Annotated in this window: 21 protein-coding genes; 9 read left to right on the forward strand and 12 right to left on the reverse strand. The window is 44.3% G+C overall.

Translation table 11 applies throughout. The features are described 5' to 3' along the window. Nucleotides 1-3 precede the first annotated feature (3 nt). The 8 genes from FTD44_RS08100 to mraZ are packed head-to-tail and all read right to left on the reverse strand — an operon-like array spanning nt 4 to nt 9,174. Nucleotides 4-1,206, reverse strand: a complete 1,203-nt coding sequence (locus FTD44_RS08100; protein ID WP_129020500.1) for an FtsW/RodA/SpoVE family cell cycle protein — start codon at nt 1,204-1,206, stop codon at nt 4-6. Between the two features lie 33 nt (nt 1,207-1,239). Continuing rightward, complete coding sequence (gene murD, locus FTD44_RS08105) at nt 1,240-2,589, reverse strand: UDP-N-acetylmuramoyl-L-alanine--D-glutamate ligase (RefSeq protein WP_222165974.1); 1,350 nt, start codon at nt 2,587-2,589, stop codon at nt 1,240-1,242. A gap of 9 nt (nt 2,590-2,598) precedes the next feature. Continuing rightward, complete coding sequence (gene mraY, locus FTD44_RS08110) at nt 2,599-3,882, reverse strand: phospho-N-acetylmuramoyl-pentapeptide-transferase (protein WP_129020502.1); 1,284 nt, start codon at nt 3,880-3,882, stop codon at nt 2,599-2,601. A gap of 12 nt (nt 3,883-3,894) precedes the next feature. Next, nucleotides 3,895-5,358 (reverse strand): UDP-N-acetylmuramoyl-L-alanyl-D-glutamate--2,6-diaminopimelate ligase, encoded by a 1,464-nt coding sequence (locus FTD44_RS08115; RefSeq protein WP_222165975.1) that lies wholly within the window; start codon nt 5,356-5,358, stop codon nt 3,895-3,897. Nucleotide 5,359: 1 nt separating this feature from the next. Continuing rightward, nucleotides 5,360-7,474 (reverse strand): penicillin-binding protein, encoded by a 2,115-nt coding sequence (locus FTD44_RS08120; RefSeq protein WP_222165976.1) that lies wholly within the window; start codon nt 7,472-7,474, stop codon nt 5,360-5,362. Nucleotides 7,475-7,478: 4 nt separating this feature from the next. Beyond that, entirely contained in the window at nt 7,479-7,814 is a 336-nt protein-coding gene (locus FTD44_RS08125) for an FtsL-like putative cell division protein (protein ID WP_129020505.1), read from the reverse strand. Between the two features lie 3 nt (nt 7,815-7,817). Continuing rightward, entirely contained in the window at nt 7,818-8,726 is a 909-nt protein-coding gene (gene rsmH, locus FTD44_RS08130) for a 16S rRNA (cytosine(1402)-N(4))-methyltransferase RsmH (protein WP_129020506.1), read from the reverse strand. Nucleotides 8,727-8,733: 7 nt separating this feature from the next. Then, nucleotides 8,734-9,174 (reverse strand): division/cell wall cluster transcriptional repressor MraZ, encoded by a 441-nt coding sequence (mraZ, locus tag FTD44_RS08135; RefSeq protein WP_222165977.1) that lies wholly within the window; start codon nt 9,172-9,174, stop codon nt 8,734-8,736. 295 nt (nt 9,175-9,469) lie between these two features. On the opposite strand from mraZ, the gene FTD44_RS08140 reads away from it, so the two are divergent. The 3 genes from FTD44_RS08140 to hutH are packed head-to-tail and all read left to right on the forward strand — an operon-like array spanning nt 9,470 to nt 12,103. Further along, the gene (locus FTD44_RS08140; protein WP_222165978.1) at nt 9,470-9,862 is read left to right on the forward strand and encodes a group III truncated hemoglobin; all 393 of its coding nucleotides are present in this window, start codon (nt 9,470-9,472) and stop codon (nt 9,860-9,862) included. Between the two features lie 14 nt (nt 9,863-9,876). Next, on the forward strand, nt 9,877-10,584 hold the full coding sequence (locus FTD44_RS08145) for a ComF family protein (RefSeq protein ID WP_222165979.1): 708 nt from the start codon (nt 9,877-9,879) through the stop codon (nt 10,582-10,584). A gap of 43 nt (nt 10,585-10,627) precedes the next feature. Further along, nucleotides 10,628-12,103 (forward strand): histidine ammonia-lyase, encoded by a 1,476-nt coding sequence (gene hutH / locus FTD44_RS08150; RefSeq protein WP_222165980.1) that lies wholly within the window; start codon nt 10,628-10,630, stop codon nt 12,101-12,103. A 72-nt stretch (nt 12,104-12,175) separates the two neighbouring features. Here the strand turns inward: hutH and FTD44_RS08155 are convergent, their stop codons facing one another. Together FTD44_RS08155 and FTD44_RS08160 are read right to left on the reverse strand one after the other, a co-directional pair. Then, nucleotides 12,176-13,144 (reverse strand): electron transfer flavoprotein subunit alpha/FixB family protein, encoded by a 969-nt coding sequence (locus tag FTD44_RS08155; RefSeq protein ID WP_222165981.1) that lies wholly within the window; start codon nt 13,142-13,144, stop codon nt 12,176-12,178. A 63-nt stretch (nt 13,145-13,207) separates the two neighbouring features. Next, entirely contained in the window at nt 13,208-13,951 is a 744-nt protein-coding gene (locus FTD44_RS08160) for an electron transfer flavoprotein subunit beta/FixA family protein (RefSeq protein WP_222165982.1), read from the reverse strand. A 187-nt stretch (nt 13,952-14,138) separates the two neighbouring features. Here FTD44_RS08160 and FTD44_RS08165 point away from each other — a divergent pair, with 187 nt between their 5' ends. Then, a complete protein-coding gene (locus tag FTD44_RS08165; RefSeq protein ID WP_222165983.1) occupies nt 14,139-14,807 on the forward strand; it encodes a C40 family peptidase in 669 nt (222 codons plus the stop codon). A gap of 116 nt (nt 14,808-14,923) precedes the next feature. On the opposite strand, the gene FTD44_RS08170 is transcribed toward FTD44_RS08165, so the two are convergent. Both FTD44_RS08170 and FTD44_RS08175 read right to left on the reverse strand, forming a co-directional pair. Continuing rightward, nucleotides 14,924-15,511, reverse strand: coding sequence for a carboxymuconolactone decarboxylase family protein (locus FTD44_RS08170; RefSeq protein ID WP_222165984.1), 588 nt, complete (start codon nt 15,509-15,511; stop codon nt 14,924-14,926). An 87-nt stretch (nt 15,512-15,598) separates the two neighbouring features. Then, the gene (locus FTD44_RS08175; protein WP_129020515.1) at nt 15,599-16,180 is read right to left on the reverse strand and encodes a peroxiredoxin; all 582 of its coding nucleotides are present in this window, start codon (nt 16,178-16,180) and stop codon (nt 15,599-15,601) included. 184 nt (nt 16,181-16,364) lie between these two features. Here FTD44_RS08175 and FTD44_RS08180 point away from each other — a divergent pair, with 184 nt between their 5' ends. The 5 genes from FTD44_RS08180 (at nt 16,365) to FTD44_RS08200 (ending at nt 21,714) form a co-directional block, all read left to right on the forward strand. Then, complete coding sequence (locus tag FTD44_RS08180) at nt 16,365-16,712, forward strand: hypothetical protein (RefSeq protein WP_222165985.1); 348 nt, start codon at nt 16,365-16,367, stop codon at nt 16,710-16,712. A gap of 106 nt (nt 16,713-16,818) precedes the next feature. Beyond that, nucleotides 16,819-19,158, forward strand: a complete 2,340-nt coding sequence (locus FTD44_RS08185; protein WP_222165986.1) for a TonB-dependent receptor — start codon at nt 16,819-16,821, stop codon at nt 19,156-19,158. A 28-nt stretch (nt 19,159-19,186) separates the two neighbouring features. After that, nucleotides 19,187-19,741 (forward strand): hypothetical protein, encoded by a 555-nt coding sequence (locus tag FTD44_RS08190; protein WP_129020518.1) that lies wholly within the window; start codon nt 19,187-19,189, stop codon nt 19,739-19,741. A 143-nt stretch (nt 19,742-19,884) separates the two neighbouring features. Then, the gene (locus FTD44_RS08195; protein WP_222165987.1) at nt 19,885-20,706 is read left to right on the forward strand and encodes a porin family protein; all 822 of its coding nucleotides are present in this window, start codon (nt 19,885-19,887) and stop codon (nt 20,704-20,706) included. Between the two features lie 123 nt (nt 20,707-20,829). Further along, nucleotides 20,830-21,714, forward strand: coding sequence for a hypothetical protein (locus FTD44_RS08200; RefSeq protein WP_222165988.1), 885 nt, complete (start codon nt 20,830-20,832; stop codon nt 21,712-21,714). Nucleotides 21,715-21,802 lie beyond the last annotated feature (88 nt).

Consider the following 21,802-nt stretch of genomic DNA (forward strand, 5'->3'; position numbering starts at 1 on the left):
ACGTTAATTGTTTTGAGCCGCAGCCAGGGCTTCTTTATCCCGCTGCTCTTTTTCAATTTGTTTTACTAATTGCTGTTTACCTTCCATCTCATCTACATAACGGCTTACGCTCAGTATTACGCCCACTGCCATAGCAGTGAATACGATAGAAGATCCCCCTTTACTCACAAAGGGTAAGGTCTGACCGGTTACCGGCACCAGGTGCACGGCTACAGCCATATTGATCATGGCCTGGAAAACCAGGGTAAAACTCAATCCTATAGATAGAAATGCACCGAATGCATAGGGGCATCTCCTGAATATATTAATACTTCGCCAGAGGAACAGCAGATAGCAGAACATCAATGCACTCGCACCTATGAGTCCGTATTCTTCGATCACAATGGCAAATACGAAGTCGGAATAAGGGTGCGGCAGGAAGTTCTTTGCATAACTGTTACCTGGTCCGCGACCGGTTAATCTTCCGTTCGCAATAGCAATATTTGCCTGGTCTGTCTGATAGGTATCATCAGCATCGGCATTCTTACCCATAAATACTTCTATACGCTTCTGCCAGGTACCGCCACGACCTTTGCCGGTAAGCTTGGATATGGCAAATATGCACAATACCAGTCCCAGTCCGGCTACAATCAGCAACAGGATGAACTTCATGGGTATACGGCCTATGAAGAACATAAAGCAGCAGGTAGCACCCAAAAGCAATGCTGTAGACAGGTTTGCCGGAGCAATCAGTCCGCAGATAATCAGTACCGGTAACAGAACCGGGAAGAACCCTTTCCAGAAATTGCCGATTACTTTTTGCTTCAGGCTCAACTGGCGGGCCAGGAAGGTAAAGATGGCCAGCTTGGCTAAGTCTGATGTCTGTATCGTAACACCTACAAAAGGAATGGCGATCCAGCGTGACCCACTGTTCAGTTCTGTACCGAAGAACAGGGTATAGAGCAGTAAGGGTATACTCGCCAGGAACAGGTATACCGACCATTTCATAAACCGGGTGTACTTGATCCGGTGAAAGATATATACCGTGGCCAAACCCAGTACTAAGTAAAAGATCTGTGATAGTAAGAATTTGAACGGAGTTGTATTATGCTCCAGTGCCAGCCTGTCGGTGGTACTGTAGATCAAAAGCAGACTGAACAGAGATAGAATGACTACCACTGACCAGATTACTTTATCTCCTTTTACTTGCTGCAACAACGCTTTCATTCCTTACGGGCTTTATTTAATTTCTTATATTTTTTACAAACCTTTTACGGCTTCTTTAAATTGATCTCCTCTGTCTTCATAATTTTTGAAGAGGTCAAAGCTGGCACAACCCGGAGACAGTAATACGATATCTCCTTTATCTGCCAGGGCATAGCTTGCATTTACCGCATCTTTTGCACTTGCGGTATCTACTATTGTAGCTACCACACCATCAAATGCTTTATGGATAGGGCTGTTGTCAATACCCATACAAACAATTGCTTTCACTTTTTCCTGTACCAACTCCATGATCTCATTGTAGTTGTTACCCTTGTCCTGTCCTCCCAAGATCAGTACCACTGGCTTTTTCATGCTTTCCAGGGCAAACCATACCGAGTTCAGGTTAGTACCTTTACTATCATTGATAAACTCAACACCACGCACAGTAGCAACATACTCCAGACGATGCTCCAGTCCGTCAAAGGTTTCAAAACAATCTCTGATCTTTTCTTTACGAATACCTGCTGCTCTTGCAGAAATACCTGCGGCCATAGAGTTGAATTGATTGTGTTTACCTTTTAATGCCAGATCATGCACAGTAGTCTTCATATCATCTCCCTCCCATTTAATGTGCATTTCATCATTATTCATATATGCTCCGTCCTGATTGTTAAGTAGGTGATCGCTCATTGTGATATAAATTGTTCGTGGGTTAATAGTATTTTGTTCTAAGTATTTTATAGTTGCTTCGTCTTCCTGGTTCAGTATGAGGATATCATTTTCCTGCTGGTTTTCTGCTATCCTGAACTTGGCTGCGGCATACTTGTCGAAATTGTATTCGTAGCGGTCCAGGTGATCCGGTGTTATGTTCAGAACCATGGCTATATCCGGTCTGAAGGTCTTAATATCATCCAGCTGGAAACTGCTGATCTCTGCCACATACCATTCGGTAGGCTGCTCTGCAATCTGCTTGGCAAAGCTGTACCCGATATTGCCGACCATTGATACATCCAGTTTGTTTTGCTTCAGGATGTAATAGACCAGGCTCGTTGTAGTGCTTTTTCCGTTACTGCCTGTTATAGCAATGATCTTACTGTCTCCCTTATGGCGGTAAGCCCATTCAATCTCACTGATCAGTTCTATACCTGCGGTCCTGATGGCTTTTATGATCGGCGCCTTTTCCGGTATGCCGGGACTTTTGACGATCAGGTCAGCATTCAGAATCAGATCCTGTGTGTGCCCTCCGGATTCGTAAGCGATGTTATGTGCCTCCAGTTCGGTCCGGTAGCTTTCCTTGATCTGGCCGAAATCCGAGACGAATACGTCGTGCCCTTCCTTCTTAGCCAGGATTGCTGCGCCGTTTCCGCTCTCGCCTGCTCCTAATACAACAATACGTTTCATCATTCTTTATACTTATTGCAGTTTCATCGAAACAATACTCAGTACAGCCAGTAAAATACCAACGATCCAGAAGCGCGTTACGATTTTAGTTTCATGATATCCCAGTTTCTGGTAGTGATGGTGCAATGGTGCCATTTTAAACAGGCGGTTCTCCTTTGCATATTCAAGACCATTCTTTCTTTTCTGATATTTAAAATATCCCGTTTGCAGCAGCACTGACAGGTTTTCTACCAGGAAAATGCCACAGAAAATAGGAATCAGTAATTCTTTTCTGATGATGATAGCCATACAGGCAATGATACCACCGAGTGCCAGGCTACCGGTATCACCCATAAATACCTGTGCCGGGTAGGTGTTGTACCAGAGGAAGCCAATACAGGCTCCGACAAAGGCGCCCATGAAAATGGACAACTCGCCCAGGTTAGGAATATGCATGATGTTCAGATACTCAGCAAATACATAGTTACCGGAGAGGTAGGCGAAAATACCTACGCAAACCCCTATGATCGCCGATACCCCTGTGGCCAGACCATCCAGACCATCGGTCATATTCGCACCATTACTTACTGCAATGATGATGAAGGTGACAAATATGATATATAATAAGGGCGTGGTCCAGTTGATGTTTTTATCTCCGAAAACCGAAGCGATCTTAGCAAAGCTGATCTCGTGGTTTTTATTGAACGGAACGCTGGTTACAGCCGATTGCACTTTCACATATTTTCTTACCCTGCCGTCATTTTCCTTGCGGAAGGTAGGCTCACCAATGATCTTCTCTGTATTGTTGTATAATGTAGGTCTGCCATCCACTACTTCACGGGTAGTCACTACGTGGCTGTTGAAGTACATCATTGACCCTATAATTATACCCAGGCCTAATTGCCCGATTACTTTAAACTTACCTTTCAGGCCTTCTTTATTCTTTTTGAATACTTTAATGTAATCATCCAGGAACCCGATAATGCCAAGCCATACCGTACTGATCAGCATCATAATGATATATACATTGCTGATGCGCGCAAACAGCAGCGTTGGTATCAGTATACCGGCAATGATGACCAGACCTCCCATTGTAGGCGTACCTTTCTTGGATGTTTGTCCATCCAGGCCCAGCTCACGGATGGTTTCACCGATTTGCTTCTTTTGCAGAAACTTGATCACCTTCTTCCCGTAGATCATCGTAATGACCAATGACAGGAGGATGGCCATCGATGTACGGAAGGTAATGAACTGAAAGACACCTGCGCCGCTCAATCCGAATACTTCCCTTAGGTATGTGAATAAGTTGTAAAGCATTTTTCTATATAATTATTTTTCCAATAGTTTAAACATTTCGAGGAGCACCTCACGGTCATCAAAATGATGGCGTACACCTTTGATCTCCTGGTAGGTTTCATGACCTTTACCGGCCACGAGTATTACATCATCTGCATGAGCCATACTCACTGCCGTTTTGATTGCGGCTTTCCGGTCACTGATGCGTAATGCTTTGCGCATCATACCTGGTGTAAGACCCGCTTCCATATCATCCAGTATCGCTTCAGGGTCTTCACTTCTCGGGTTGTCGGAAGTCAGGATCACCTTTGAACTCAGTTCGCAGGCAACCTGTGCCATCTCTGGTCGTTTCAGTTTATCTCTGTCTCCGCCACAGCCAATCACGGTAATGATATTTGCCTGCTGACCGAATTGTTTTATCGTAGACAATACATTCTGTAAAGCATCTGGCGTATGTGCGTAATCTATAATACCCAGTATTTTTTCGGTAGCAGAATGGTAGGTTTCAAACCTGCCTGCTGCTCCCTGCATATTGCTCAGGGCTGTCAGTACATCGATCTTATCCTGTCCGCACAATACCGCTGCACCGTATACGGCCAGGAGGTTATAGGCATTGAACAGGCCCGACATACGGAAATGAACATCCTGTCCGTCCACATTCATCAGCAGACCGGTCAGGTTATTTTCAAATACCTTGCCTTTGAAATCGCAGGGTACTCTTAAGCCATATGCTTTCTTTGTCGCTTTAGTATTTTGCAACATCACCATACCGCGTTTATCGTCGATATTGGTCAGGGCAAATGTGCCTTTCGGCAAGTGATCAAAGAACTGTTTCTTAACCCTTATATACTCATCAAACGTCTGGTGGTAATCCAGGTGATCATGTGTAATATTGGTAAAGATGCCTCCGCGGAAAGTAATACCTGCAATACGGTGCTGATGCACTGCATGGGAACTCACTTCCATAAAAGCATACGTACAGCCGGCATCCACCATCTGGCGGAACAATGCCTGCAGGCTTACCGGATCGGGAGTGGTATGCGTAGAAGGAATAACATTTTCTCTTATCCTGTTCTCCACCGTAGATACCAATCCTGAAGGCTCATCCAGCTGATTAAATAATTTATATAACAGTGTTGCAACACTGGTCTTTCCGTTAGTGCCCGTAACACCCACCACCTGCAGTTTGCGGGTAGGGTGGCCGTAAAATGCCGATGCCATCAAACCAATTACGGGGGCTACCTCATCCACCTGTATATAACATACTTCCGGGTTTAAAATTTCCGGAAGCTCTTTACATACTATAGCGATTGCACCGGCTTCAATAACAGCAGGTATATACTGATGCCCGTCTGTTACCGTACCTTTCTGTGCAAAGAAAAGCATACCAGGAGCGGCCTTACGGGAATCAATCGTAAGACCATCTATAACAAGATCAGTACGGCCATGTATAGCCCGTACCGGAATGTCTTGTATGATTGCTGCTATGTTCTTCACTTTAGCTGAGTTCTAGGTTAATGGTTTGTCCTTTTTTATAATTACTGCCCGCAGGTATAGACTGCCGGTTTACGCTTCCTGCGCCACTGATGTGTACTTTAAGGCCGGCATTCTCTAACAGGTAGAGTGCCTCTTTAATACCCATTCCTACTACATCCGGTACTATATTTGTCTTCACTTCTTTCGAAGCAATTTTTAATTTATGTTGTGCGTCATTCTGCAGGAACGAGAGCATTGCATTGCTGTTTTCCTGGTAAGAAGTATAACCCAGCATCTTCAGCAGGTACTGCAATTGGCCCGGAGGTGCTGCTTTGGCAACCAGCATTTTATCCTTGCCCAGTGAGTCTGCATCTACTTTCCAGCCACCGATTTTGGTGGTATAAAGCTTGTCTGCAATGGCTTTAAATACCGGTACACCCAGTGCTGCTCCATAATAAACGCCATGCGGTTTAGAGCGGATCACCACTGCTATAGTATAGCGAGGCTTTTCTGCCGGGAAATATCCTACGAAAGAACCCTGCTTTACACCATCGGCATAGCTATAAAAAACATCACCGATCTTATCTGCTACCTGTGCGGTACCCGTTTTACCTGCTGCGGTATAGAACGGAGATTGCGCTGCCTTGGCAGTACCCTCTCTTACTACGGCGCGGGTTACTTGCTGTAACTGCTTTATGGTAGATTCTTTTCCTATTTTTTCAATGAGCACTTTCGGTTCGATCTGACGGATCACTTTACCATCTTCCTTAACCGCACTTACGAGGTAAGGTTGCATCATCTTACCATTATTGGCTACTGCATTGTACACCATACAAGTATGTAGTGGTGTGATCATGCTTTCATAACCGTAACCGATCCAGGGCAGAGAAGTGATTTTATTCCAGCTTTTGCTTTCCGGTGTTTTGATCAGCGGTTTGCGCTCGCCGGCCAGATCTAAATTCGTTTTTTGGTTTAAGCCCAGATGTTGCAAATGCTTGATATACTTCATCGGGTTATCATGATAATACTTGTTGACCAGGGAGGCAAAAGCCACATTGGACGACTGTGCAAAGGCTTTCTCCACCGTAATGGAACCTAATCCACCATGATCGTCCCGTACTGTTTGGGTACCAAAACGCATTTGTCCGCCATTACAGCTTACAATGGTATTGGCATTGACATAACCGTCTTCCAGTAAGGCGTAGAGCGACATCAGTTTGAATACCGATCCCGGTTCAGAAGGAATCATGGCATAGTTAAAGTCTTCCCAGTATTCGCCATTCTTCTGGCGACCCAGGTTAGCAATAGCCCTGATCTTTCCGGTCTCCACTTCCATCACAATAGCCGTACCCTGCAGACACTCATACTGAGCCATAATATCATGCAATGCATGTTCTGTTACTTCCTGTACGTCTATATCAATGGTCGATACAATATCATGTCCTTCTACCGCCTCAATCTCAGATCCCACAAGCGGAACCCACTGACCACCTACTTTGTGTATAATGCGGGTACCTGTTCTGCCCGACAGTTCTGTGTCGTAGCTCTTTTCCAGACCAATGATCTGGGCATTCTCTCTCCACAAACCAATGGTACGGTAAGCCAGCATACCATAAGGGTTCATTCGCTTCATCTGCGGTTCCGGCATAAAACCACCTTTATTTTTGGGTTTGCGCAATAAAGGCAGGTTGCGGATCAGTTGATAGTCATAATAGGCCACTTTGTTTTTAAGTGTCCAGTAACGGCTTTTCCGGCGGAAACCCTCTTTCATTCTCTGTTTCAGCGAACCGGCGGTCTCATCTTTGAGGATAGTAGCCAGTGCATCGCACAGTGTATCAACATTATTGTAGAAGGTGTCTTTATTGATCACCGACAGGTCCATCTTCAAGTCAAACTTCGGAATGGTTGCCGACAGGATCTTTCCTTCTTCTGTATATATATTACCGCGGTCAGGATATAAGGTCTCAATATCAGAAAAAGAGCGGTTGGCCTGCGCCCTTAATCGCTCTCCGTCATTGGCCTGGGTCATGCCCGCTTTAATGACAATGGCAGCTCCCAATAGCACAATAGCACCAAAAGACAGGTTAACCCGTCTGCTGATGTCTCTTTTTACACTTGATTTTTGTTGTGCTGCCAATGTTTTACTTTTTTTCTACTGCTTTTATTTCAAAGGCCGGTTTGGATAAAGGAGCAATACCCAGGGATTTAGCCTGTTCGCTGATCTGTCTTTCCGAAGTGTAATAGATCAGGCTGGCCTGTGCGTCCTTATAGCGCCAACGAACCTCTTTTAATTCTTTTTTCTTTTTTTCGATTTCTCTTGCCAGCGACAGTCCTTTATTGCTGTTAGAGATATACATTACTGCAAGTAAAGCCAGGAAGATCAGGTAGGGCACATTGAGCACCACCCCCCGGTAGGAGATGTTATCAAAGCGCTCTTTGATCGCATTTATTCTGTCTCTGACATTTGCTTCAGTCATATTTTATTTATCCATGTACTCCGCTATACGCAGGCGGGCACTTCTTGATCGGTTATTGTGTTCCAGTTCCTCTTCTGATGGCAGTACATCCTTCAATACTTTGAAAGGATTCTCCATCGTCTTGCGGCCGAAAGCATCTGTAGTCACTTCGCTTAAGGTGCCGTTTTTCATCATCTTTTTAGTCAGGCGGTCTTCCAGTGAATGGAAGGTGATGATCGCCAGGCGGCCACCAGGTTTCAGGCAGTCTTTGGTCTGCTCCAGAAACTGGCTCAATACCTCCATCTCCTGGTTTACCTCGATACGTAAAGCCTGGAATACCTGTGCCAGGTATCGGTTAGGCTTACCTTTGATGCAGGAGTCGATTGCATTTTTAAAACCCTCAATCGTTTTAATATCACTGCTTTTTCTCTGCTCTACGATTGTTTTGGCCAGTGTACGTGCATTTCTGACTTCTCCGTATACTTCAAACATCTTATGCAGCTTTGCCTCACTGTAGTCACGGATAATGTCTGCAGCTGTTGTGTCCAGACGGTCATCCATACGCATATCCAGCGGTGCATCGAAACGAATCGAAAAACCGCGGTCTGCCGTATCGAACTGGAAGGAGCTTACCCCGAGATCGGCCAGTATACCATCTACTTTAGATGCCTGGTGTAATCTCAGGAAACGTTTCATATACTGAAAGTTTTCCTTTACCAGTATAAAGCGTTTATCATCTATTGCATTTTTCCATGCATCTTTATCATGGTCAAAAGCAATGAGTCTTCCGTTTTTGCCCAGTCGTTCCAGGATGGCCCGGCTGTGGCCGCCCCCGCCGAATGTACAATCGACGTAAACGCCATTGGGCTTGATGTCCAAGGCGTCAATACTCTCCCGGAGCAATACGGAAATATGATGATAAGCCTGCTCCATATAAATATTAATTAAATAATTCGTTTGCCAGATCCTCTTCTTCCTGTTGCTGCGCGGCGATATAAGCTTCCTTGCTTGCCTTATCCCAGACTTCTACTTTATTGCCTTGTGCCCAGAAGATGATTTCTTTATTCAGTCCCGCATATTCCTGTAATGGTTTGGGGATTAGTATTCTGCCTGCGCTGTCAACTTCCAGAAGGTTAATGCCGTCCAGAAACAGGCGCTTGAATTTTTGTACTTTAGGATTGAAGGCACTCATTTCGTCCAGTTGCTGGCTTAATTTCTCCCATTCGCTCAAAACATACAAAGTCAGGCAGTTGTCTAATCCACGTTTTACGACATAGGTCTGCACGTCCGATTCCGGCAATTGCTTGCGGAAGTCAGCAGGGACGAGTAAGCGTCCTTTTGCGTCCATAGAAACCTTATATTCGCCGTAAACTGAGGCCATTCAGGGTAATTTGAGAATTATGCTACAAAATAACACAAATTCCCACAATTTACCACTATACAGTTGTGTCTATTTTATCCACAATTTGGTATTGTTTAACATATTGTAAATCAGTTAATTAACATTGAATATAAAAATGTGGAAAACGCAAATGTGGATAATATTGTGGGTAAAATAGAGGGTTTTTAACACTGCTTTTACAAACGGTGGTATTTTGTGTCTGTAGCATGGTGGTAAATGGTGTTTTGCGGCCTCTGCAGGAATAAATCCGTACCTTTATAGGCAAAAAAATAGCATGAAACCTGATATAGCAGTAGTAGAAGATATACGTTTGTTTGTAGATGAATTTTATGCCCGCGTAGGAAAGAATGAGCTGATCGGGCCTATTTTTAATGAAAAGCTGGAAGGCCATTGGGATGCACATTTGCAGAAAATGTACCGTTTCTGGCAAACCATACTGTTACATGAGCATACCTACAGCGGCAGCCCTTTTCTGCACCATATGAAGCTGCCTATATATAAAGAGCATTTTAGTATCTGGCTCGATTTATTTCATCAAACAATTGACACGCATTTTGAAGGTCCTGTGGCAGAAGAAGCCAAGAGCCGGGCGGGTAAAATGGCGCTTATGTTTGAAGCAAAACTCGACTACCTGAGGAGCAATCCGGATACGATACCCCTCGTATAAGTTACACTACCTATATGAAAAAACTAAAACACCACCTTTTACACCCCTTATTAGACATTCTTTTTCCTCAATATTGTACCGGCTGTGCGCAAACCTTGCATGCCGGAGAGGAGTTATTGTGCCTTTCCTGCTTTGATCAGCTGCCCTTCACCGGCCTGGAGCAGATACCGGATAATGAAACGGATGTCCGCCTCTATGGAAAACTGGCTCATATGCATGCAGCACCGCTACTATACTTTATAGAAGAAGGACTGGTTCAGGAGCTGATGCATCAGTTGAAATACCGCAACCGATCTGACCTGGGCATATTCCTGGGTAAGCTTATTGCTCATCGTTATGCCCGTACAGAATGGTTTAAGACTGTAGATATAATAGTACCTGTTCCGCTGCACCGGAAGAAAATGTATCGCCGTGGTTATAATCAGTCAGCGAGTATTGCGGCTGGTATCTCGGCTGTAAGCGGTATCCCTGTTGCCGAAAAAGCCATTAAGAGGAGTGTCAATACGGCGTCTCAAACGCATATGACAAGACTGGAGCGCCTGGAAAATGTTTCCGGTGCATTTGTTCCCGGACGACAAGCGCAGGCTCTTGCTGGTAAGCATGTATTACTTGTAGATGATGTGCTGACTACAGGGGCTACGCTGGCCGCCTGCGGCAATGCTATCCTGCAGCTACCGGATACAAGACTGAGTATTGCTACAGCTGCCCTGGCGATAACATAGTCATCTGGTTTTTTCGATTATCTTTGCGCAAAAAAAAGACCTGATGAGAACACTTCCTCAACATTTGGAGATCAAAGATATTCCGCAATACCTGTCCGATACCATCACCCTTTCAGAAGAAACCCTTCAAAAGGTAAGAGCCAACAGAGCTTTCCTGGACAAGAAGATTGCCGGCGGGCAAACCTATTATGGTATCAATACCGGGTTCGGTAGCCTGTGTAATGTGCGTATTGATGATGACCAGTTGAGCCAGTTGCAACAAAATCTGGTATGCTCTCATGCAACAGGATTTGGAGATGAAGTGCCTCAGGAGATTGTAAAAATCATGCTGCTGCTGAAGATTATGGGCCTGGGTCAGGGTTATAGTGGTATTCATGAAGATACCATCCAACGACTGGTTTATTTTTATAACAATGATATTTTACCGGTGGTATATGAGCAAGGCTCCCTGGGTGCATCCGGAGATTTAGCTCCTTTGGCACACCTGAGCCTGCCGTTGATCGGACAAGGCCTGGTATGGTATAAAGGCGAAAAGAAAGAAGCAATCGAAGTGCTGAACAGTCTGGGTGCAACACCGCTGACATTGAAAGCAAAAGAAGGCCTGGCTTTATTGAACGGTACACAGTTTATGAGCAGCTATGCAGTATATAATATGCTGGAAAGCCTGAAACTGCAGGACTGGGCTGATATGATCGCGGCAATGTCACTGGATGCATTTGATGGTAAGATTGAGCCGTTTGCACATCCGGTACATCGTGTACGTCCTCATGCGGGTCAGATCAAAACCGCAGAGCAGGTACGTGCTATCCTGAAAGATAGTCCTATTCAGCAGGTTGCAAAAGTACAGGTGCAAGATCCTTACTCTTTCCGTTGTGTACCGCAGGTACATGGTGCTACAAAAGATACCGTAACCCATATTTATAATGTATTTGAAACAGAGATTAACTCTGTAACCGATAACCCTATTGTGTTTGAGGAAGAGGATATGATCACCAGCGGAGGTAACTTCCATGGACAGCCTCTGGCACTGAACCTGGATTTCCTGGCGATAGCTATGGCTGAGCTGGGTAATATCTCTGAGCGCAGAACATACCTGCTGATCAGCGGACAGCGCAATCTGCCGGCTTTCCTGGCTAAGGATGCCGGACTGAACAGTGGTTTCATGATCGCACAATACAGTTCAGCAGCTATTGTGAGCCAGAGCAAGCAATATTGTACACCGGCTTCGGTAGACAGCATCGTGAGTAGTAATGGACAGGAAGATCACGTGAGTATGGGGGCAAACGCTGCTACAAAACTGAAAAAAGTGATTGATAATGTGCGTCGTGTATTAGCAGTAGAATTGATGTGTGCTGCACAGGCACTGGAGTTCAGAAGACCATTACAGTCATCTGCAGCGGTAGAAAATTTATTCGCAACATACCGTAAAGATGTAGCTTTTTATGATACTGATCGTTTGCTGCATACCGATATGATCAAATCAGAACAATTCCTGAAAAATAATACCGCGCAATGGTAATATTGGGATATGAAATACTAAAAAGGGCGATCGTGATGATCGCCCTTTTATTATGTATAAACTATAAGGAGATTATCCTTTAGCTTTTTTAACTGCTTCAGTTAATTTAGGTAATATCTCGAACGCATCGCCGATAATACCGTAATCAGCTGCTTTGAAGAACGGTGCTTCCGGATCTTTGTTGATCACAACGATCGTTTTAGAACTGTTCACACCTGCTAAGTGCTGGATAGCACCAGAGATACCAACAGCTACATACAGGTTAGGACGGATTGTACCACCGGTCTGACCCACGTGTTCGTGGTGCGGACGCCAGTGTGCATCAGCTACCGGACGGCTACAAGCCAGGGTAGCATCCATAGCCTTAGCCAGATCTTCCAGGATACCCCAGTTTTCCGGGCCTTTCAGGCCACGGCCACCAGATACCACGCGCTCTGCTTCGCTCAATGGAACTTCACCTTTCACTACATCTTCAGATACAAATTTCACACCGAAATCAGCATCGTTTAAATCAGCAGAAAGCGCTTGTACGCTAGCAGTACCACCAACTTCCGCAGGAGCAAAAGTGTTTGGTGTCAGACCGATTACTTTGATATCAGAAGTGATTTGTACATGAGCAAATGCCTTTCCGGAGAATACAGATTTCTTAACTGTAAATCCGTTGGCAGTGCTTGGGTAATCAACAGCACCGGCAACTAAACCAGCTTTCAGTTGAGCCGCAACCATTGGAGCCAGCGCTTTACCGTTATTATTTGCAGAAGCGATGATCACTTTTGCACCGGTTTGGTTTGCCGCAGCGATGATCGCTTTGGTATATGCTTTAGCGTTGAAATGATTCAGACGCTCATCATTTAAATGTAATACTTGCTTAGCACCATATGTACCCAGTGCAGCCAGTTCACTTTCCGCAGCAGCACCCAGTACTACAGCGATCACATCGCCACCTACCTGCTCTGCAGTTTTTGCGGCATAATTGATTGCTTCAAAGGCATTCTTTTTGAATGTACCCTGAGCATGATCTACAAATACTAAAACAGACATTTTATATATAAGTTTTTTTAGTTTGGATAATTAAGGCCGGCGGCCCTATAACAAATTTAATAATTACAGAACTTTAGCTTCGTTTTTCAGCGCAGCTACCAGCTCATCCATCTGATCGATAGTGAACAGTTTCACACCTTGTTTCGCAGGAGGCAGTTCATAACTTACAATGTTAGTCAGTGTATCAGCAGCTACAGCCGGTACCACAGTCAGTGGCTTGGTACGGGCAGCCATAATACCACGCATGTTAGGAATACGAGGTTCCGCCATACCTTTCTGACAAGCGATTACCACAGGGAAAGATGCCGTAGACGTTTCTTCTCCACCTTCAATCTCACGGGATACAGTCGCAGCGCCACCGCTTACTTCCAGTTTAGAAGCACTTCCGATATAGTTGTAGTCCAGTATACCAGCGATGCTGGCACCTACTGCGGAGTTGTTATAGTCGATAGACTCTTTACCAGTCAGTACGATATCATAACCGTTTTTCTGAACCAGGTCAGCGATCTGTGCAGCAATTGCATAAGGATCTGTGCTCTCAGCATCAATTCTGAATGCGCTGTCACCACCTAAGGCCAGGGCTTTACGGATGATGGCATCTGTAGACGCGTCACCAACGCTTACCAGGTGTACTTCGCTGGCTGCACCGCTTTCTTTCAGTTCCAGGGCACGTACCAAGGCATACATTTCATCATAAGGGTTAATGATGAATGTTACTCCTGCTTCATTAAATTTACTGTTATTGTCCGTAAATGAAATCTTAGAAGTAGTATCCGGAGCTTTCGCAATACAAACTAATATCTTCATATTTCGTTGTTTAGAATTATTAGATTTAAATTAAATTTTGTGCAAATATAGCACTTAGCCTATAATTAAACGGAGATAGTTTGCCATAAATGGCAGTGTTAAGGTATTGTAATGAAATTTTTACATTAACATTTCTTTTGCGCTTTTCCACTTATCTTCGCTCCTTATCAAAAATAAAACCGAAAAAATGCGTCAATTTTTAACCATTCTATCGGCTTGTATTATCGGGTCAATAACAACAGCAAACGCGCAGCGTGCGCATCGAAATAATAACCAGATCGCTAGTGCGGAAGTTGAAGTAAGCAATGAGTCTTCAAGATTTATCGAAGGTATCAGCATCAACACACCGACAGCAAAGAAGAATATATCTGTTAAAAATACGGTAGCAGTTAAAGACAAAACAACTCCTTCTCGCGTTACAACAGACGAGCCGGAACCAACGGTTAAAGAGAAAAGAGAAGCTGCAGAGAAGATCAAAGACGGTCTGCGCAAAAATACCGGTTTATATTCCTTCATTCAGGATTGGTATGGTACTCCTTACCGCCTTGGAGGTACCACAAAGAAATCTATCGACTGTTCCGCATTCACCAGACAACTGTTTGCCGATGTATATGGCAAAACCCTGGACAGAACCGCAGCGATGCAGTATATGATGACCAAACGTATTTACGAAAAAGAAGAACTGAAAGAAGGCGATTTAGTGTTCTTCAGCATTCATACCAAGCGCATCTCTCACGTAGGTGTTTATTTAGGTAACGGAATGTTTGTACATGCTTCTTCCAGCCGTGGTGTAATGATCAGCGATCTGGACCAGGCTTACTGGACCCGCTTCTATGCCGGAGCCGGACGTTACTAATCAAAGAAATTTTAGCAATAAATAAAAGAGACACCAATTTGGTGTCTCTTTTATTTATTGCAATATCTGGTTTTTGATAAACATGCTGATATCGCCCAATGATAATAAAATGAGATTTACAATACTTCAATAAGGCTCTTGATCACACCCGCCAGGCGCACGCTTTCAAAGATCTTATGCTCTGTAACACCATGCTGTTTTACAGATGCTTCATGAGATTTGATACACATTTCACAGTTGTTCAGTGCAGAGACCATCAGGCTGGCCAGTTCAAAAAATGCCTTACCGGTTACCGGGTTCATCATGATGTTCATGCGTAATCCGGCCGGAGTATTGTTATAAGTAGTGTTGTCCTGGAAATAATGCTTGAAGCGATAGAAGATGTTATTGGTATTCATCAGCGAAGTCAGCGCATACATTTCCGAGATTTCCTCCATAGTCGCTTCATTGGCCAGGGCCAGTTGCTCCAGTCCTGCAGCCAGTACCTCGTTACGATCGTTTGCCGCAACACAGATGGCCAGTAATAAAGCTTCCTTTTTAGTCAGGCTGGTGTTCTTGTTCAATACTGTCAGTACATTCAGCTTCAGATCCTTCAGATACTTACTGTCTGTAGCGGCCAGTTTGTGCAGGGCAAAAGAACTATGATTGGTATCGATATTTAATTCGGTAAACAGGCTTTGTACTGTTTCGTGTACTATACTCATATTCCGTATTTTAAAAAGTTAGTGTATAAGAATGGCTGTAAGATGTGCTCTTACAGCCATTCTTTGGTATTTAATCTATTGTGGAGATTAGTTGTTTGCCATTTGTGTGGTTAAGGTTTCTTCACCTTTTTTCCAGTTACAAGGACACAGCTCATCAGTTTGTAAAGCATCCAGAACACGCAGTACCTCGTCTACATTACGGCCTACGCTCAGGTCGTTGATGTTTACCCAACGGATGATACCTTGTGGGTCTACGATATAAGTAGCACGGTAAGCGATTTTCTCATCAGCCTGCAGGATACCCAGCTCATCAGCCAGAGATTTAGAAGTATCAGCTAACATAGGGAATTTCAGACCACGCAGATCTTCGTGATCTCTTCTCCATGCCAGGTGTACAAATTCAGAGTCAGTAGAAGCACCGATCAGAACGGTATCTCTGTCAGAGAATTCACCATAAGCATTATTGAAAGAGGCAATTTCAGTAGGACATACGAAAGTGAAGTCTTTCGGCCACCAGAACATTACCATCCATTGACCGGATGCGGTGTGAACAGCATTAGAAATAGTTTCGAACTCTTTACCAGGTGCATCAGCGATCAGGGCATTAGCAGAAACGGCGATTTTCTTAAATTCAGGAAATTGGCTACCAACTGAGATTACTTTGTTCATTGTTTAAATACTTTTTATGATTAATTTTTTTCTGGTGCAAATGTCCGACAATATTTAGAATTTGGGATTTAATTTTAATTATTCACATATAGGGAATGTCAATTGGCCGGAAATAACGAATTTTTCTCATTTCTATTCCCAGTGAATAATGTAGTTTTGCACTGCGCTTCGTATGTTCAAAAAAATGTTCCATACATTTCTGGCATTTGTGCTGGGCCTGGTAGTCTGTTTTTACGCCAGCCTCCAGGAGTATGCCCATACGTTTGAGCACCATCACGAAACCATAGACCATATCCATAACGATGGAGACAACTGTGGTCGTGATGCTTCCGGTCTGGCATTTGAGCAGTATCACCATCACTGTGATTACCTGACCCAGATGCTGCCTCATTTCATCAAGGCAGAGACCAGTTATCATTTCGATATATGGGAAATAAAACGTTATGTCTCTTATCTGGAGCGCACCTATAGCGTTTGGTTCGATAATGAACACTACTCTTTCCGTCTGAGAGGGCCTCCTGCCCTGGCCTGATTTTCGTGTACAGGCTTAGTATTCTGATCTGTTACAGATTGGAATGATCTGGGGTTATGATACCTCATGAAAGCTTATTTATTCAGACGATTTATTTTACAAGTATATGTTACCCATCAGCAGTAAACATATCAGCTATGCTGTTATGTTGCTTCCTCTGTGCTTTACACCCAATACGGGTAATGCACAGAAGGTAAAGTGTAGCCTGGCAGTACCATTGGTGCTCCGGGATAAAAATACACAGGAACCCCTAATTGCCGCAGAGGTACGTACAGACAGACAGGTCATACAATCTGACGAAAGCGGAGTGGCTATCCTGAACGGGATGTGTCCGCAAAGTAACGCACACCTCCACATTACCCTGGAGGGATATAAGGCGATAGACGAGACTATTGTAATCAGCAATGGCGATACCGTATATCTGGACATGTCTCCTGCAGCCAAAGACCTGAAAGAGGTACAGGTTGTGGGGCATAAGATGGAGGTGGCTACGCAGAATGCACAGGCTACCCTGTCCGGCACCGAGCTGCGCCGCCTCAAAGGCAATAACATTGCCGCCATGGCCAGTTCTGTGGCCGGGGTAACCATGTTACAGACAGGTGCATCTATTGCCAAGCCGGTGATAAATGGAATGAGTGGCAATCGTATCCTGATCCTTAATAATGGTGTGCGGCAGGAAGGCCAGCAATGGGGAGCAGAGCATGCTCCGGAAATTGATGGCATGAATGCAGGCAGTATTACCGTTGTCAAAGGTGCGGAAGCGGTACGTTACGGACGTGATGCGATAGGTGGTGTGCTGGTCGTTAACCCGGAACCATTGCCCTATCACTTTCCAGGGATTCATGGTACCGCTAATCTGATCGGTGTAAGTAACGGGCAGAGGGGAACCGGCGGGCTGATGCTTAACGGAGCGCTGGGTAATAGCCAGAACTGGGCCTGGCGTCTGCAATCCAGCGTATCGCAGGGAGGTAACTACAAGACCCCTGATTATTACCTGGATAATACCGGTACTAAGGAGCTGAATTACTCTGCTGCACTGGGCTACAGTGTGCATAAATGGAGCATGGAAGGCTATTACAGTCATTACCGCAGCGAAATCGGAATATTTAAAGGTTCGCATATCGGCGATACGACCGATCTGAAAGCACGCATTGCCAATGGCAGACCTTTTGATGATGGCAGCTTTTATTATACTATAGATGCACCAAGACAAATAGTGCAGCATGACCTGGCTAAGCTGAAAGCCCATTACCATCTCAATGAACAATGGAGTATGGATGCACAATATAGTCTGCAGTACGACCGCCGCCAGGAATATGATATCCGCCGCGGAGGCAGAACGGGCATACCTTCTGTGGACCTGCAATTATATTATCAGGAGCTGAACCTTGATGCAGCGTATAGCAATGGTAAAAAGTGGAGGGGAAATGTAGGGCTGAACGGCAGCATGGCGGTAAATAATAATCAGCCAGACCTGTACACCGTACCCCTGATCCCTAACTATGATACCCGTAACCTGGGTGCTTATGCACTGGCCCGCTACCTGGGAGAATCATTTACCCTGGAGGGAGGTCTGCGATATGACTACCAGTTATTGAATGCAGCCGGCTATGATGCCTCTAATCACCTCTATGGTGGCACCCATCATTATCAGAATATAAGCGCCTCAATAGGTGCCAGCTATATACCGGACAATCGCTGGAGGCTGTCTACCAATGCAGCAACAGCCTGGCGTCCGCCTACGGTCAATGAGCTGTACAGTACCGGCCTGCACCATGGTGCAGCGCAGTATGAACTGGGCGACAGCAGCCTGCGCGCAGAGCAGAGTGTAAAATGGATGAATACCATTGCCTTCCAGAATACCCGCAAAAACTTTTCAGTGGAGCTGGATGCATATGTTCATTACTTCGATAATTATATATACCTTAATCCCTCGCTCACTTATTTTCAAAGTCTGAGAGGAGCCTTTCCGGTATTTAATTATAAAAGTACCAATGCACTCTTTACCGGACTGGATCTGACTGCGAAATACGACTTCAGTACACAATGGATTTATAGCCTGAAAGGGAGTATCATAAGAGCCAGGGATATCAGCAATGATCAGTACTTGCCTTTTATACCTTCAGACCGGATTACCCATAGTATTCGTTACGTTATACCACATATGTCCAAACCGGGACCTGTATATGCAGAACTGGAGCATGTTGCCGTCGCAAGGCAGACGCGTTATGAAGCCAACAGTGATTATGAGGCACCACCAAAAGGGTATCAGCTGATCAATCTGCGTGCAGGGCTGGAATGGCCTGTAGGCAAGCAAACACTTAATGTGGATGTCAGTGTTAATAACCTGACCAATCAATTATACAAAGACTATATGAACCGCTTCCGCTACTATGCGCATGATCTGGGCAGAAGTGTGGAGCTGCGTGTGGCATATAAATTTTAAACCAATCATTCAAAAATCAAATTAAAAAATGAAAAATAATATTATAAAAATAGGAACCGCAATCGCTTTACTGGCCGTTATCACCTTCGCATCCTGTAAGAAGAATGATCCGAAACCAAATAACCAGAATGAAGAATATGATGCCATTAAAATCAGCTTTATCAAACTGGATACAAATGGTAGTGAAACCACAGATACAACCACTGTAGGATTCAATGCCAGCGGGGTAGCCAGTCCTTCAAACCTTGATCTGGAAAGCCATCAGCAATACAGAATGCTCATCAATCTTTTTGCAAGCGGAGAAAACATCAACCAGGAGATTATTGATGATGCTGCGGAACATAAATTCTTCTTCTTCGCCAACCCTTCTACCGGTGTCGGAAGCTATGTGTATAATGATGGCATAGGGCTGGATGGCAAGATTGAAATAGATGGCCATACCACATTTAACCTGCAGGTATTGCTGCGTCATGGTCTGGACAAAACACATCCTGATGCACAGGCATACAATAGCCCTAACTATCAGAATGCAGGTGGTAACAATGACCTGAATGTAAACTTCAACATCACTCCCGGTCATTAGTGAAATACAGAACCGGAGCACATAACAAGGGCCGCAATGCAATATTTGCGGTCCTTATTTTTTGAATAGCCTGTTAATTTCATATAATAAATTCATTCTTAGCATGCTAAACTCTATTTTTGCCAGTAAATAATATCTGTTTTATGAGAAAAATTGCATTTCTACTCACATCCCTTATTGCAGCAGCACCTGCCATACATGCACAGGAAGCCCCTTACCAGCGCTCCGGAGACTATGGTATTGATACCAAAAAGGTGCGCTTTGGTGCATATGTTGCCCCTACGATGGCATGGATGCGCGCAACATCAAAATCTGACGATAATAAAAACTACAATATTGCCAATGATGGTTCCAAGGTTGGTTTTACCTATGGTCTGATGGCAGAGTACTACTTTGAAGATAACTATGCAATCGTAACCGGTCTGCAGATGACTAATGGTGGTGGTAAAATGTCTATGCAGCGCGTAAGCTCTGTTGCAGAAGCCAATACTATTCAGAAAGCCTCATTCCAGTACAATATGGCCTATATGGAGATCCCGGTAGGTATTAAACTGAGAACTGATCCGGTGGGTAATATGCGCTTCTTCGGACAGGTAGGGCTGACATTGGGTATAAACGTAGCCAAGAAAGCATCTTACGACCTGGATTATTACGATTCAGACAGTAAGATACAGGCTATTTCTAAAGAGAAAGATAAGTTGACCTCTTCTGCTACCTTCAGTACAGCAGTTGCTCCAGCAATGCTGTCTATGAATATAGGTATCGGTGCCGAAATCCCGTTTACCAATAAAGTGGCGGGTTATGTAGGAATCTTTTTCAACAACGGTTTCCTGCCGGATGCAACCAGTCCGCAGAACTATGAACTGTATGATAATGCGAACAATAAGATTAACGTGAACAGTACCTTTAAAGACGGTAACGTACGATTCAATAATTTCGCTTTACGTTTAGGTGTTTTCTTCTAAAAAGAACAAGCCATAAAAAATTATAAAGGGAGCAGATACGAAAAATCTGCTCCCTTTTCGTTTTAGTTATTAAGAAATATCTGATATATTCTATACCTTACCGGTAATTAATCACACTGTTTTATGAAAAAGGGGCTTATTTATATCTGTATAATGATGCTGTTGCAGCATACAAGCATCTGGGCTAAGGAGCAGCGCATGGAAAAAATACTGCTCAGCACTGCGCTGAAAGAGCAAAAGATAACCCTGAAAGGTATCAGTACAAAAGAGCCTTACAATGGCAAAGGCCTGCGCATTACCATTGAGAACATTACCCGGGAGAATCTCCTGCTGGTAATGGATTCCGCTATTATTATGCGACCCGAAAATGCCGAAAACCAAAACCTGATTATCGGGGGCACAGAGCTGCTGGCCATAAATGCCGGCAAACCCCGTATCCTGGAGTTACAGACCTATTGCGGAGAAAGTGATGATCAGGCACCGGTGGCCGGCCATCTCTACCACTTCGAAAGTACAGGCAGCAGCAACATGGGCAAAGTACTGGCATTTGTAAAGGCCAATTCGGTGAGTAATGATATGGCCCAGCATGCCGTTTGGGTATTGACCAATAAGCACAGCCTGAGCGATGTGTATGATTACAATAATCCTGAATTATCACGTAAGCTGGTAGCGTATATGGGACAGCTGCTTGGCCTCGACGCACCGCAGTACTTTACCGTAAAAGAAATTAACGCCATTCAGGGAGCCGCAGTGCGCCCGGATAAAACATTGAAACTGGTGGCCAATCTCCAATGGACCTTAAGTGCGCCGGAAAAATTATCATTGAGTATCTACAATGATAAAAACGAACGTGTCGCCTCTTATTTTACCGGAAAGGATTTTATCAAAGGTCGCTACGACCTGAATGCTTCTTTTGAAACGATCGATTATCCTTCAGGAGATTATACCATACGCCTGCAGACGAATACGCAAGAAGTATTGAAGGAGATTAAGGTGCGTTTAGAATAGGTTGTAAATTGCTGATTGTCAAAATATAATGACAATGGTCACTTGCGGCACGATTGGCTGGTTCATTGATTAATTTTGCAGCTCAACA

This window comes from Edaphocola aurantiacus, from assembly GCF_019797745.1.
In the GTDB taxonomy this organism is placed as follows: Bacteria; Bacteroidota; Bacteroidia; order Chitinophagales; family Chitinophagaceae; genus Edaphocola; species Edaphocola aurantiacus.

Excerpts from the sequence above, each read along its gene's own strand:
- FTD44_RS08185 (WP_222165986.1), top strand. The coding sequence starts at position 16,819 with ATGTTACCCATCAGCAGTAAACATATCAGCTATGCTGTTATGTTGCTT.
- murD (WP_222165974.1), bottom strand. The coding sequence starts at position 2,589 with ATGATGAAACGTATTGTTGTATTAGGAGCAGGCGAGAGCGGAAACGGC.
- mraY (WP_129020502.1), bottom strand. The coding sequence starts at position 3,882 with ATGCTTTACAACTTATTCACATACCTAAGGGAAGTATTCGGATTGAGC.
- FTD44_RS08180 (WP_222165985.1), top strand. The coding sequence starts at position 16,365 with ATGTTCCATACATTTCTGGCATTTGTGCTGGGCCTGGTAGTCTGTTTT.
- FTD44_RS08100 (WP_129020500.1), bottom strand. The coding sequence starts at position 1,206 with ATGAAAGCGTTGTTGCAGCAAGTAAAAGGAGATAAAGTAATCTGGTCA.
- FTD44_RS08125 (WP_129020505.1), bottom strand. The coding sequence starts at position 7,814 with ATGACTGAAGCAAATGTCAGAGACAGAATAAATGCGATCAAAGAGCGC.
- FTD44_RS08165 (WP_222165983.1), top strand. The coding sequence starts at position 14,139 with ATGCGTCAATTTTTAACCATTCTATCGGCTTGTATTATCGGGTCAATA.
- FTD44_RS08200 (WP_222165988.1), top strand. The coding sequence starts at position 20,830 with ATGAAAAAGGGGCTTATTTATATCTGTATAATGATGCTGTTGCAGCAT.
- FTD44_RS08145 (WP_222165979.1), top strand. The coding sequence starts at position 9,877 with ATGAAAAAACTAAAACACCACCTTTTACACCCCTTATTAGACATTCTT.
- FTD44_RS08190 (WP_129020518.1), top strand. The coding sequence starts at position 19,187 with ATGAAAAATAATATTATAAAAATAGGAACCGCAATCGCTTTACTGGCC.
- FTD44_RS08175 (WP_129020515.1), bottom strand. The coding sequence starts at position 16,180 with ATGAACAAAGTAATCTCAGTTGGTAGCCAATTTCCTGAATTTAAGAAA.
- FTD44_RS08195 (WP_222165987.1), top strand. The coding sequence starts at position 19,885 with ATGAGAAAAATTGCATTTCTACTCACATCCCTTATTGCAGCAGCACCT.
- rsmH (WP_129020506.1), bottom strand. The coding sequence starts at position 8,726 with ATGGAGCAGGCTTATCATCATATTTCCGTATTGCTCCGGGAGAGTATT.
- mraZ (WP_222165977.1), bottom strand. The coding sequence starts at position 9,174 with ATGGCCTCAGTTTACGGCGAATATAAGGTTTCTATGGACGCAAAAGGA.
- FTD44_RS08170 (WP_222165984.1), bottom strand. The coding sequence starts at position 15,511 with ATGAGTATAGTACACGAAACAGTACAAAGCCTGTTTACCGAATTAAAT.
- FTD44_RS08160 (WP_222165982.1), bottom strand. The coding sequence starts at position 13,951 with ATGAAGATATTAGTTTGTATTGCGAAAGCTCCGGATACTACTTCTAAG.
- hutH (WP_222165980.1), top strand. The coding sequence starts at position 10,628 with ATGAGAACACTTCCTCAACATTTGGAGATCAAAGATATTCCGCAATAC.
- FTD44_RS08140 (WP_222165978.1), top strand. The coding sequence starts at position 9,470 with ATGAAACCTGATATAGCAGTAGTAGAAGATATACGTTTGTTTGTAGAT.
- FTD44_RS08155 (WP_222165981.1), bottom strand. The coding sequence starts at position 13,144 with ATGTCTGTTTTAGTATTTGTAGATCATGCTCAGGGTACATTCAAAAAG.